The organism is Acinetobacter sp. WCHAc010052 (genome assembly GCF_002165295.2).
Classification (GTDB): Bacteria; Pseudomonadota; Gammaproteobacteria; order Pseudomonadales; family Moraxellaceae; genus Acinetobacter; species Acinetobacter chinensis.
In genome coordinates this window covers 1,851,262-1,863,978 of the sequence record NZ_CP032143.1, presented here as the reverse complement: position 1 = coordinate 1,863,978, position 12,717 = coordinate 1,851,262, and the positions used below count along the sequence as shown (strand labels likewise).

Sequence of the window (12,717 nt, the reverse complement as noted above, 5' to 3'; positions counted from 1 at the left end):
TACGTTGACGTACGTTGACAGGTGGATATTTATGGCAGCCCTCAGGAAAGAGGTGAAACTCTTTATTGTTCGGTCGCTTGCGCAGTTTAATACACCCGAAGAAACAGCAAAGCTCGTCAACGAAGAATATAAGAATTTAAGTGTTTCTCGACAACAGTGTGAGCGTTACGACCCAACAAAAAGGGCGGGTAAGGATTTAAGTGCTGAATTAAAGGTTGAGTTTGAAGCCACCCGTAATGATTTTTTGAATAAACCGCAAAACATTCCGATTGCCAATTTATCAGTACGCTTGCAGCGCCTGGAAAACCAATACCAAAAGCATTGGAAAAACCGCGTGGCTGCTTTGAGTATTCTTAAGCAAGCTGCAGAGGATATGGGTGGAAAATACACAAATCGCCAGGAAATTACAGGTAAGGATGGAGAGTCTTTAAAGACCACTGTTGTGCATGCGACCCAGGCGCAAGTTGATGCGGCAGTAAAGAAGGCTCAAGAGGAATACTGAATGGATCTACAGACACAGGTTGAAAAGAAGCTGTGTGAAGATGAGCATTTATATTTCACCCGACGTTTCTTTAAGCCACGGATGGGTTTTAAATTTACGGTGAACTGGCACCATGTGTATATCTCATGGATTATTGATCAGGTCATTGCAGGTGAGATTGCAAACGTTGTTATCAATGTACCCCCAGGTGCTGGAAAAACCGAACTGACGACAAACCTCATTCCGCGTGGTTTGGCTTTAAATGCCCGTTCAAGGTTTCTGTATTTGTCATTTTCTCAATCTCTGGTTGAAGGTGTTTCGGATACAGCGCGTGATATCGTTAAGTCTAAAGACTACCGTCAAATGTGGGATTTGACAGTCTCTAACAGTACCGACTCCAAGAAAGAGTGGAAAATCACTGTCGAGGATTATGATGTTGGTCATGTGTACGTTGCCTCCATGGGAGGACAGGTAACGGGAAGGCGAGCAGGGACGCTGGCGGATGATGGGTTTACAGGTTGTATCATCATTGATGACCCATTAAAGCCTGAAGATGCATTCAGTAAGATCAAGCGGGATGCGGCGAATCGTAAACTACTAAACACAGTCAACTCACGAAAAGCAAAGTCTGACACTCCAATCATTATGATCATGCAACGTCTTCACACTGAGGATCCGACTAATTTCGTCACGACAGGTAATCTACCAGGTGAATGGACTCAAATCTCTATCCCTGCTCTGATAGATGATGCATACATTGCAACCCTGCCTGAACACATACAGAAGCTGGTCCCACTTGATGTAGATCGTGATGATAAAGGTCGTCAAAGCTATTGGCCAAAGAAGGAATCTTTACAATCCCTGCTGCAGCTTGAAAAAGGTGGTAAGGATAAAGAGGGTGCAACAGTATCCCGCTATACATTTTCAAGTCAGTACATGCAGCAGCCTAAAAAGCTTGGTGGTGATCTTATTAAGTCTGAATGGTTTGGCTTTTACAAAGAGCTTCCGGAGCTTCAGTGGCGTGCCGTACTTGCTGATACAGCGCAAAAAACTAAAGAGCACAATGATTACTCCGTATTCCTGCTTGTTGGGTTAGGAGTGGATGGCAAGTTGTATCTGATAGATCTTTTACGTGGTAAGTGGGAGGCACCTGAGCTTAATCGTCAGGCAAAAGCCTTCCTGGATAAGCATAAAGAATACTCCTGGCACACCAAGCCGATCCGCTACATGAAAGTGGAGGATAAGGCATCTGGTACCCAGTTGATCCAGACTCTAGGTACATATTCAGGTGTCGCTGTGGTTCCGGTTCAGCGCAACACAGACAAGCTTTCCCGGTTTATGGATGTACAGGTTCATCTTGAGGCGAACTACAAGGATAAGCCAGAAGATCGTTTTGTGGTGGTGCCGAAGGATGCACACTGGGTCGGTGAGTTCTTTGAAGAGTGTGAAGCATTCAATGCTGCATTTACCCATGATCACGACGATCAGGTCGATACGCTTATTGATGCAATTGAAGATGCAGTAATCGCAATTAATTACAGCCCACCGGCTGCATAAGGTCGAGTTATGTCTAAGAAACGAAAAAAGCCTGAGAACTCAAAACCTGAATCGGGAGCTTTGTATTCTCATGAGGCTGAACAAGCCTTAATCAGTTATCTGACTAAAATGCCTGATGGTGATGAAGTCCTTCGCAAAGCTGGTGTCACGCGTCCTCGATTAAAAGTCATGATGTACGACGATGAGATTTATCAGGCGATTGAAAAACGTCAGGACAAACTTGAAAGTGCGCCGTGGCGTATTGAGCCGGCAGATCGACCGGAATCTAAAATTATCATGGATCACTTACGAGAGTGGTGGTCCGAGATCTTATTGGGTACACAGAATGCTCGTTGGTATGGTTACTCGGTGTTAGAGGCGATTTATAGCAAGCCTGAAGATCCATGTTTACACATTGATGGCAATACCATCACGCCATTTATTGGCTTTAAGTGGATTGGTGAAAAACCAATGCAGTGGTATGAGCCTAAGAATGATGGACGTCTTATCCTGTTGGCCAACTACAACAATTCTCGACAGGATCAGGAAGTGGATCAGAGTTTCAAGCACTTTCTGACACGCTGTAAATCGACTTATGAGAATCCGTTGGGGGAAGCTTTATTAAGTCGATTGTATTGGGTTTGGTTTTTTAAGAGTTCAGGTTTTAAGTTTTGGGCAAAATTTGTTGAAAAATTTGGTTTGCCAATGCTGGTGGGTAAGACCACTGGTAAGACTACAGATATGCGTGACGCACTGTTAAGAGCACATGCAAGCTCTGTTATTGCCCTGAGTGGTACTGATGATGTGAAAATTGAAGGTGCTTCTGGAAATGGTAGCGGTAATAGCAGTGCCACATTTGAAGCCTTTGATAAGAACCTTGAGCGCCGTATTCAAAAAGTCATTCTTGGTCAGACGCTTACCAGTGGTACGGATGGTTCGGGTTCACGCGCTCTAGGTGATGTACATCTTGAAGTTCAAAATTCGAAATATAAAGCTGATGTTCGGATGATCATGCCGACGATTCAGACCATTATTAATGCATTATGCGATGTTAATGGTTGGGAACGTCACCAAGTCATCATTGGTGAAGAGAAGTCATTGGAAGAACCTAAAGCGGATCGAGATGTGAAGTTAAAAAATGCTGGTGCAGTCTTAACACCACAATACTTCAAACGCGAGTATGGATTAGAAGATGGTGATGTTGTTGAGGAATTGCATATCGGATTTAATCAGTTCACTGCTTTACCTCGGCAGGCATTTAACTTTAAAGCCTCAGTAAATAAACTTTCAGCAGAACAGCAGGAAGTTGAAGAGCTGGCAGATACGCAAATTTCCGTTGAGTTGCTGAATCAGGGGCAGATAGATGAATTACTGCAGAAAAGTGATAACCCCATTCAGCTTGCATTTAACTTGATGCAGATGATGCCTGAGTTAAATCAGACTGCTTTTTCGGTAAATCTTGACAGAGCATTGTATGCGGGTGATGTACTGGGCTATGTCTCAGCTGAAAAAAGTAAGCAATAGTAAGTAATTTAGGATGTCCAAATATGCAACCTGTAACTTTTCTTGAAGCGTTGCAATTTGCACGTTCCCGAAAAATTGTACTGCCTGATGAGTTTTATTCATTGGATCTCAAAACAAGACAGATGGCTACAACAGTGAGTTTTCTGTCTGGGATTCAGCAGATTGAAACCGTTGTAAATGCTGTAAATAAAGCGATTGCTGATGGAACTACATTCGAAGATTTTAAGAAGCTCGTTGCAGAGAGTGAAATCATTCTGAGTGACGCGTACCTGAAGAATGTATTTCGTACAAATATTCAGACAGCTTATGGTCATGGTCGCTGGCAACAGCAACAGAGAAACAAAAAGAAGCGTCCGTATCTGATTTATTCAGCTATTGATGATACGCGTGTCAGACCGAGCCACTTGGCACTGAACCGCATCATCAGGCACATCGATGACCCATTTTGGTTGCTGTATTACCCACCATGGGGTTTTATGTGCCGTTGTACCGTAATTGCACTGACAGAAGCTCAAGCGAAGAAATACGGTATTACATCAGATGAAGATCTGCCGGAAGTTGCAGCAGAAGCGGGGTGGTCTACAAGTCCTTTGACATTCGGTGAGATGGAGTCGGTCGTCGACCAAAAGATTGCAGACTCAATTCTTGATAAAGAGTACCTACTGAATCAAAAACAGGTGATTAAGGCTGAATGGACTGCTTCAAAGAAACTAACAAGCCTGCTTGCTCCAATGGATGAAAAAACTCGGGATCTATTTGATACTGTGGCCAATACTGTTATCCCATTAGATCCAACGATTCGACCGAGTGCCATTCGGACTTTTTTGGATTATGCGCAGGGTAATGATACTGCTTTAACCGCATATCTTAACCAACCGGCAATTGGTTTGGCTGAGGACGTTCTCAAACGATGGGTGAAAGACGATATGGCAAAGATTCACGCCGTGTCTGCCAACACTTCGGATGTTATTTCTGGCGCAACAACTTTGACTTTTGCTGCTTCGCTTGAGGTTGGGAAAGTGGTGACGCTTGATGCACCAATACTTTTATCCGATCAGTCAAACATCATGATCCAAATTGAGAATGCTAAAGGTTTGGGGATTGATCTTAATGAGTTGAATGCGGGTAATGGTGTGTTGCTTGAGCTTGGGTTAAAACTTGTGGTTACTGAAATTAGTAGTGTGAATGGTCAATATGTGTACAAATTAAAACCTTTGGCTATTTGAAAGCCTGCAAACGACACATACCATCAGAATTCCTAAAATAAATTTTGGAATTCAAATGGATAAATTACTTGAAGTGGCGCTCAAAAGCCTAACGGTAAGAGTTAACCTTGCAACAGGTTTAAAGTATCCCACTGACATGTCTGCTGCAAAGGAGATGTTCAAGCTGCTTCATAAAGAAGGAGTTGATCTTGATAGTGTTGAGATTGGTAGATGGGCTGTAAATAACGGTTGGAAAACTGATCATGCAGTTGAGCTGGGTGAGCTTGGATTGAAGATTGGTTCTGGTGGTACAGTGCAGATTAAGCATAAAGGGCGTTGGCCAGATGATATTTTAAACAAGTGGAAAGAAAGAGCTGAAGAAGCTGAGTGAGTTGATAATTAACGAACCGTCCGGAAGGGCGGTTTTTTTATGGAGCATGAAAAATGTCAGATCCAAGTGAAGAACAAGGTAAGTACCTTTTTTCACTTTCTGCTGTGGACATAGTTCCTCAGGCCGAGGGAGAAAAGAAGCGAACCTTTAAAGGGACTGCATACGGTGGTGGTCGTGTTGATGGCCACTGGTTCTGGGGTAGAAATGGTGTTGTTTTCGATCTTGAAGGAATTGAAATTCCAACCCCAACCCCTTTACTGGAAGAGCACTTCAGTACCAGCCGAGTGGGTGTTGTCAAAGAGGTTGGCATCAACCAAAACATCACAGTCAGTGGCAACTTCCTGCGGAATTCAAAAGCAAAGGAGGTTGTGGATGATGCAGATGATGGTTATCCGTTTCAGATGTCCATGTTCATTGATCCCGGCTCTGTTGAAGAAGTCGGGCAAGGGGTAAATGTTGTCGTAAATGGGCAGACATTCACCGGACCGGTCGCAGTATTTCGAAATAACCGTATCCGTGAATTTACGATCTGCTCAACAGGTGCGGATCGAACAACTTCGGTAAATGCATTTTCTGCAGGTGCCGGCAAGGTTAATCAACAAGAGGACACAGATGTGACCGAATTAGAAAAAGCCCAGGCTGCGCAAAAGCAGGCTGAAACAGAGCGTGATGCAGCATTGGCTGATCTTAAGCAATTTAAAGCTGCAAAGCGTGAAGATGACATTAAGTCGCTCGAAACAACTTTGAATAAGCAGTTCAGTGCAGATGAAAAGAAATCCTACACAGATATGGATGACAACTCTTTTGCATTTATGACTCAGCAATTAAAGCAGTTCTCGGTGGGTAATCAACCTCCGGCTCCTGCAGTCCCACCTGCACCGGGTGTTAATCCTGCATTTGCCCATCTGTTTACTCACCAGGCGAATGGTGGGCAGCAGGGTCAGGGTAATCAGCAAGGTTCGGCTTTAGACCGGGCATTCAGTCAATTTGCTGCAGCTCAACAAGGAGCAAAACAATAATGGGCACAATCACTCAGACAATTACCACTACTCAACTTGTAGTTGGTGATGGTGTACGAACAGAGAACGCCAAAGTTAAAACTGCCACAGCATATAAGCGTGGTGATTTATTAAAAGTCGGAAAAGATAACCTGGCAGACCACCCGACCGTTACCGAGGGTGAGGTGGGTGATTGGAATGTGATTGCTTTGTCAGATTTTACTGCTGAGCAGTCTACATACCATTCGAACAACAATCTGGAAATGCCGGTTTATGTGCAGGGGGCATTCGATATTGCAGTGGTTACAGTGAATGGAACTCCATTAACTACCGCTCAATATGATGCGGTTCGCGCACAGGCATTAACTAACAAAATTGAACTGCGTAAAGTAGTGGGGAGCTAAATATGGGTCAGACATTTGAATTTCAGGGTGCGCCTGTTGAATTACTTGATGTGCCGCAACTTGTTTTGCTCACTGATACAACGAAAAAAGTAGATACATGGTTGATTGATCGCTTCTTCCCACAGCGTGTGTCATATAACAAAACTGTAGTGCCAGTGGGTGAGTTAAACACAGCAACTCCGTTGGCGCCATTTGTGACACCTACTGCTGGTGCTCGACCAATTAAAGTTGGTGAGTCTGGTAAAGTGAAGTTTGTAAACCCAGCATATTTGAAACCAATGATGACTGTGACACCTGCGGATTTGCAAAACTCTGCACTGGTTTCTCAATTGCGTAAATTTGGCGTGATTGCAACAGGATCGAACCGTTTAAGTGATGCTGATTTACTTCTCATTGATCAGGCGCAAAAAGCATTGTACTTGCGCCAGTCTATCGAAAACCGAAAGCTGCTCATTGCACGTGATGTACTGCTTTACGGAAAAACCACTTTCGCATCTGCGGATTTCCCAGTGTATGAGGTGGATTATGACCGCAATCCTGCGTGCAACTTCTCACCACTGGTCAAATGGGGGCAAGCTGGTGCTAAGCCAATGGACGACATGCAAGCCATGATTGACTTGTCTATTGAGCATGGTGGTGCATCTCCAAACATGATTTTAACCAGTTCAAAAGTCTTTAACGTGTTAAATCAGGATGCAGCATTCAAAGCTAAGTTTATTGCGCCGTATGCAGGCATTAGTGTGCCACTCACACCATCATTCGACCATAAAGATAAGCCGCAGTTCCGTGGTGCTATCGATAACATTGAAATCTGGACTTATGACGTTGCGCATAATATGGATGGTGCAGCGGGTCGTTTCATTCCTGAGGATTTCTTTGGCATGATTAACGATGCAAATGGTTGGATCGCGCACTGTGCAATTCAAAATTTAGAAGCATTTGGACAGGCTCTTGAGTTTTTCTTAACCCAAGATCAGAAAAAGAACCCATCAAGTATCCATCTACTTGCTGAATCTTCTCCACTCGCCATTCCCAATAACAAAAACGGCTTGGTCGGCGGACGTGGTTTCGTATAAGGAGGCATAAATGCCAAAGTACATTGCAAGACAATCGATTGGTCATTTTCGACCAGGGCAGGAAATTAAAGGGCTTGAAGAAATCCAACTTCAAGCCCTTTTAGCATCTGGGGCTATTGAGGAATATCAAGAGCCTCAGGAGCAAAAGGCAGATGGAGCAGCTGCGCGACTGGCAGAACTTGAAAAAGCAAATGCCGATTTGGTTTCAGCAAATAAGTCGATGACGGATGAAAAGGTTGTGACTGATCAGGAAAATGCTGAACTCAAAGCGAAGGTGGCAGAACTTGAAAAAGCCTTGGCCACATCGGAAGCCGCGTTGAAAAAAGCCACAGCTGAAGCGAAAAAAGCTGCTGCTGAATCTAAGTAGGTGATGCCATGTATGCGACTGAAGCTGATCTGTTGGCTCGGTTTGGAGCTGAAATTGAGCAATTGAAGGAAATGTTGCCATCAGGCAGTTCTGTCAATGATGCAATTCAGGATGCCACAGAGGAGATTAACGGCCACATTGGTGGTCGTTATTCTTTGCCACTCAACAGCACTCCAAGCAATTTAAAGCGTATGGCGTGCGATATTGCACGCTATCGTTTGTACTTTCAGCAACCAACAGAAGAAGTTCGTCAGCGCTATGAGGATGCAATTGCATTCTTAAAGCGTGTTGCAGATAACAAAGCTCATCTCCAGATTCAGTCCGAACAGACAAATGAAATCATTGAAGATGAACCCGCAAATAAACCAAGTACCATGCCAATTGGATCTACGTATCGTGGCGGGGTATTTGGTGATGCGGTGCTTGATATGATGCCTGGCATCAAGTGAGGCGTAGATGAGTGGAGTCGCAATTTCAATTGAAGTTGATGGTGATTCTCCTGTTCTGGCAATACTAAAAAACCTGTCAGATTTTGACCAAAGAAAGAATGAACTTTTTGATGATATCGGGAGTATTGTCACTGAGGGTATTCGCTCACGTTGGATTGGCGGGGAGGGTCTGGAGGGTAAATGGCCACTCTCAATCAGAGTTATGAGAAAGGGCGGTACTACATTGCGGGATACATCCAGGTTGATGAATTCAGTAACTCACAACGTACTTCCGAATGGAGTCGAAATTGGCACCAATGTTGTTTATGGTCCAATTCATCATTTTGGTGGTGTGATTAAGCATGAGGCAGGAGTAAGAAAAACTTATTTCCGTCAAAACCTACGCACCGGTGAAATAGGGAATCGCTTCGTTAAACGCAGTCGCTCCAATTTTATGCAGGAATCAATGGGCAAAGCCTATTCTGTCAATGTGCCGCGTCGTCCATGGCTTGGTATCACTGAAGATGAGGAGCAAAGTATCTTGAACTCTATTGAGGGAGTGATATTTGATGAGTAATTTTTTTGCTGTAAGGGCTGAAATCGCAAAAAAACTTGAAGAAATCCTGGAATTCAAAAAGGTTTACACACCAATCAACATTGGGAGTACTTCTGAATTATCTCAGTTTACCCCGTGTGCGCATGTGAACTATCTGCGTATACGCAAAGCGGATGATGCAGGTCGTGGAGGAGTGAATGCATTGAAACAGGAGTGGGATATCACAATTGTTGAGCGGCATGCTGCAGCACAATTATCAGATGGATCCAAGGCAATCGATAAAGCCGGGGAACTGGCTTCAAGCGTAATAAAGCTCCTGAGCGGATGGAAGCCTGAGTCAAGTACACGTCCGTTATCCCTGGTGCGAATTGGTGAGGAATTTTCCCCAACGTGTGTTTACATCACAATGGTTTTTGAATCTTCATTTTTCATATAGGAGCCATTCATGGCAAAACAATATACCGCCCTGCAACCCGTAGGGCGTTTTGGTAAGGGTGATATCGTTGGCGGTTTAAGCGATATTCAAATTCAGGATCTATTGCAGCGTGGTGTTATCAAGGTGATTGAAGATGTGCCTGATACACCAGCCAAGGCTAAGCAAGCAGTACCCGCAAAAACAGAAAAAGAGGTGAAAACCGATGTCGAATAAACCCGAATTAATCTCGTTGCAGGGTGAGTTATTTTTGGCAAAAATGATAAATGGCGAGCCATCGGCTTTACGCTCTGTCGGTAACACTCCTGAACTTCAGCTGAAAATAACATCTGATTCAACGGACCACTTTGAATCCAAAACAGGTTTGCGTGCTAAAGATGCTGTACTGCGTAAGCAAACAGGTGTAGCTGTAAGTGGGACTTTGGAAGAAGTGACTAAAGAAAACCTGGCAATGGTGCTTAGTGGTAAAACACTGGCGGTACCAGAAGCTACAATCACTGAAACAGCGTTGGGTGCAGTCAAAGCCGGGGAGATGATCGACCTCGGAATTCGTAATTTATCTGATGTGGTGTTTAAAGGTCCTGCTGATGCTGAAATTACAGCAGATAAATATAATCTGGATGCAGTATTCGGCACTGTTATTTTTAATGAAGCCAGTACTGATGTGAAGTGGTCTGGGCAGTCAGGCGCTGTCAATCGAACCAGTATTGCTACAGAGATCGGACAGGTATACCGATTCTTTTTCAAAGGTGTTGACACATTCAGTGGTGACAAGGTTGCTGTAACACTGTGGCGATTGGAACTTTCACCAGAAACTGAATTCGACTTAATCCATGAAGATTTTGCAAGTTATGACTTTGAAGGTGAATGCCTTGCAGATATTTCAAAAGCAAATGATGCCGAGTTGAGTATCTTTGGCCATATTGAACGTTTCTCTGTGGCAGCCTAAACATAGCAGGTACAAAGAATACAGGCGCATAAGCGTCTTTTTTTGTGCCTGTCTTTTTTTGAGATTCCATCATGAATGATTTTTTTATTGCAGCGAACCGTAGTGCCTTTGTTGGAGATATTGAAGTTCGACAAATTCAAATGAAAGAGTTTGATCTGTGGGATGCCCATGCAAAGCTGATCAAAGCATCTTTAGAAAGTGAAAATTATTCAGATGAAATTTTGACAACGCTTTTAGAAACCAATGGGCTTGCTGTCATTATGTCTTTGTCCATGGTATGTGGTGTTGTGGCAGAGGATCTATTCAGCAGTGATGATCTGCTCGGGTTGATCAGAGCAATGCTGACAATCAATACAGCATACTTCAAGAAAGAAAAGCGGGTACGGAAATCACAGTTTATACCTGCTGATGATTACACATGGTTCGATTCGTTTCAGTTGCTAGTGAGTGCAGGTCATTCTCCTGAAAGCATCATGAATATGACTTACGGGGCATTTGCTGCATATCTGAAAGCTGCTCAAAAAGAGTACAGCTCAAAACTCAGAGCAATGTCCAATGTGATTCGCTGTGCTCAGCATGCAGACAGGAAGGGGTTTGAGAAGTTTGTTGGGCAATTGCAAGGTTAGGTAAATGAGGGTTTGCACTTTGATACATCGGGTAAAACAATATACTTAATGGTTATATTTTCTTGATCATATATTCTTATTGGAATATTATTTCAGTATCACCGATCATTGTGTCGAATTCACCGATCTAAGGGGTTATATTATGAAGAAAATATTATTCAAAAAAAATCATATTTCAGTAGGTTGCAAGTGTCGTGAAGGTTGGGATGGCTAATCCATTTTTTAAAGATAAAGAAGTACAAAGCAGGCTAACGTTTATATTTGCGTTGTCTGCTTTTTTAATAGTTTTAATAATCACACTGCCTGACGTGATTAGCTTTTATGAATTTAAAGAGTGGGGAATTTCAGATTGGTTGCTGTTCTTCCAGTTACTTGTAATTGCAATTTCTGCTTACATTGCCTTCAACACTATTCAATCTACAAGAGATAGGTCTAGAGAAAGAGCTACGCTCGATACGATTTTGAAAGATAATAGTGATATAGAATTAGCTAGATCCAAGACAATTACATTAAATTTTGATAAAGAGCCATACAAGTTTTTAGGGGTATCCAAAGAGGATTTTTATATTAAGTATAAACGCGAACCTTGTACATCTCTTTCGGAACTATGTGAATTCGAGTCAAGTAAGCTCACAGATGAAGAGTCAAATGTTAGGCGCCATCTAATGCATGTGCTAAATAGGCATGAATTTTATGCAATTGGTGTTAACACTTGCCTGATGGATGAAGTGCTTTTTAAGCGATTGCACTGCACAAGCATGATTAAACTGTGGGAGGTTGTAAATCCTGCCGTCACTCACTTAAGAAGCAAATCTCAAAAAGCTACTTATTATAAAGATCTTGAGCTACTCGCATTAAGGTGGAAAGAAAGCCCGCTTACTGAAAGTGATCTCAAAAAGTAACCACTCTTCGGAGTGGTTTTTTATGAAATTTTTGATGCCTGTAATTATTGATTGAAAAATATACATTTTAAGTTATAAATATTATTCAACTTTATAATTACAAGGGGATTTTAATGAAAAAGGTTTTGTTTCTAAGTTTATTGGCTCTATCCGCTTCAACTATCGTTGAGGCCGGAAAAGGACGTCAACCATGTTCGGGTAAAAAGGGCGGTATAAGCCATTGTCAGGGGACAAAGTTTGTTTGTAATGATGGATCGGTCAGTCAATCTAAAAAGGTTTGTGGAAAGGCATAGATATGAGTTTTAGATTCAGGAAAAGTTTTAAAATTGCACCCGGGATCAGATTGAATGTTGGTAAAAAAGGTGTAAGCAGTGTATCGCTAGGTGGGCGCGGTGCAAAAGTGAACATCAGCAAAAAAGGTACAAGGAGCACAGTGAGTGCTCCCGGTACCGGTTTGTCATTTTCCTCGTATAAGCCACATGCCAAACAAAATGACAGATCCAGTTCAGGACAAGGCAACTCAAGTCCAATTTTAAATATTATTGTTGGTTTGGTTGTAGTTTTTTTCCTGATTTGGCTTATCGCTTAAGTAGGTAAGGAAATTCATTCGCAGCGGTTTGTAATAGAGCTACACTCATAAGAGAAGAAAATTAATTTAGAGTTACGCTTATAAGAGAGGAGCTATCCTCACATGACAACTCAATGTGTGCCTTAAAGCCTTTCCATACAAATAGGAATAACTGAACCGTCGTAATTGACGGTTTTTTTATGCCTGAATTTTAGGAAGCATTTCCACATTTAATTTTGAACTCAGACCGATACAGTGGTTCAGAAAAGCAAA

The 12,717-nt window shown here is 42.7% G+C and carries 18 protein-coding genes; all 18 read left to right on the top strand.

Going from position 1 to position 12,717, the window contains the following annotated elements; genetic code table 11:
* Nucleotides 1–31 precede the first annotated feature (31 nt).
* Nucleotides 32–502 (top strand): DUF2280 domain-containing protein, encoded by a 471-nt coding sequence (locus CDG61_RS09280; protein ID WP_087551412.1) that lies wholly within the window; start codon nt 32–34, stop codon nt 500–502.
* Entirely contained in the window at nt 503–2,038 is a 1,536-nt protein-coding gene (terL, locus tag CDG61_RS09275) for a phage terminase large subunit (protein ID WP_087551413.1), read from the top strand.
* A gap of 9 nt (nt 2,039–2,047) precedes the next feature.
* Entirely contained in the window at nt 2,048–3,541 is a 1,494-nt protein-coding gene (locus CDG61_RS09270) for a phage portal protein family protein (RefSeq protein WP_087551414.1), read from the top strand.
* A 23-nt stretch (nt 3,542–3,564) separates the two neighbouring features.
* Nucleotides 3,565–4,767 carry a phage minor head protein gene (locus CDG61_RS09265; RefSeq protein ID WP_087551415.1) on the top strand — a complete coding sequence of 401 codons (1,203 nt, stop codon included), beginning with the start codon at nt 3,565–3,567 and terminating at the stop codon, nt 4,765–4,767.
* A gap of 55 nt (nt 4,768–4,822) precedes the next feature.
* Entirely contained in the window at nt 4,823–5,137 is a 315-nt protein-coding gene (locus tag CDG61_RS09260) for a DUF1889 family protein (protein WP_087551416.1), read from the top strand.
* Between the two features lie 53 nt (nt 5,138–5,190).
* A complete protein-coding gene (locus tag CDG61_RS09255; RefSeq protein ID WP_087551417.1) occupies nt 5,191–6,156 on the top strand; it encodes a hypothetical protein in 966 nt (321 codons plus the stop codon).
* Nucleotides 6,156–6,539: a hypothetical protein gene (locus tag CDG61_RS09250; RefSeq protein WP_228199562.1), complete on the top strand. Its 384-nt coding sequence runs from the start codon at nt 6,156–6,158 to the stop codon at nt 6,537–6,539. Before CDG61_RS09255 ends, CDG61_RS09250 begins: the two co-directional genes overlap by 1 nt.
* Before the next feature lie 2 nt (nt 6,540–6,541).
* Entirely contained in the window at nt 6,542–7,615 is a 1,074-nt protein-coding gene (locus tag CDG61_RS09245) for a major capsid protein (protein WP_087551419.1), read from the top strand.
* A 10-nt stretch (nt 7,616–7,625) separates the two neighbouring features.
* A complete protein-coding gene (locus CDG61_RS09240; protein WP_087551420.1) occupies nt 7,626–7,982 on the top strand; it encodes a hypothetical protein in 357 nt (118 codons plus the stop codon).
* An 8-nt stretch (nt 7,983–7,990) separates the two neighbouring features.
* Nucleotides 7,991–8,431: a gp436 family protein gene (locus tag CDG61_RS09235; protein ID WP_087551421.1), complete on the top strand. Its 441-nt coding sequence runs from the start codon at nt 7,991–7,993 to the stop codon at nt 8,429–8,431.
* A 7-nt stretch (nt 8,432–8,438) separates the two neighbouring features.
* Nucleotides 8,439–8,987: a phage virion morphogenesis protein gene (locus CDG61_RS09230; protein ID WP_087551422.1), complete on the top strand. Its 549-nt coding sequence runs from the start codon at nt 8,439–8,441 to the stop codon at nt 8,985–8,987.
* A complete protein-coding gene (locus CDG61_RS09225; RefSeq protein ID WP_087551423.1) occupies nt 8,980–9,402 on the top strand; it encodes a hypothetical protein in 423 nt (140 codons plus the stop codon). The genes CDG61_RS09230 and CDG61_RS09225 overlap by 8 nt, the downstream gene beginning before the upstream one ends.
* Nucleotides 9,403–9,411: 9 nt before the next feature.
* Complete coding sequence (locus CDG61_RS09220; RefSeq protein WP_087551424.1) at nt 9,412–9,615, top strand: hypothetical protein; 204 nt, start codon at nt 9,412–9,414, stop codon at nt 9,613–9,615.
* Complete coding sequence (locus CDG61_RS09215) at nt 9,605–10,348, top strand: hypothetical protein (RefSeq protein WP_087551425.1); 744 nt, start codon at nt 9,605–9,607, stop codon at nt 10,346–10,348. The genes CDG61_RS09220 and CDG61_RS09215 overlap by 11 nt, the downstream gene beginning before the upstream one ends.
* Nucleotides 10,349–10,419: 71 nt before the next feature.
* A complete protein-coding gene (locus CDG61_RS09210) occupies nt 10,420–10,974 on the top strand; it encodes a hypothetical protein (RefSeq protein WP_087551426.1) in 555 nt (184 codons plus the stop codon).
* 206 nt (nt 10,975–11,180) lie between these two features.
* Nucleotides 11,181–11,876 (top strand): DUF4760 domain-containing protein, encoded by a 696-nt coding sequence (locus tag CDG61_RS09205; protein ID WP_087551427.1) that lies wholly within the window; start codon nt 11,181–11,183, stop codon nt 11,874–11,876.
* 113 nt (nt 11,877–11,989) lie between these two features.
* On the top strand, nt 11,990–12,169 hold the full coding sequence (locus CDG61_RS17650) for a hypothetical protein (RefSeq protein ID WP_087551428.1): 180 nt from the start codon (nt 11,990–11,992) through the stop codon (nt 12,167–12,169).
* Between the two features lie 2 nt (nt 12,170–12,171).
* Nucleotides 12,172–12,465 carry a DUF4236 domain-containing protein gene (locus CDG61_RS09195; RefSeq protein WP_087551429.1) on the top strand — a complete coding sequence of 98 codons (294 nt, stop codon included), beginning with the start codon at nt 12,172–12,174 and terminating at the stop codon, nt 12,463–12,465.
* Nucleotides 12,466–12,717 lie beyond the last annotated feature (252 nt).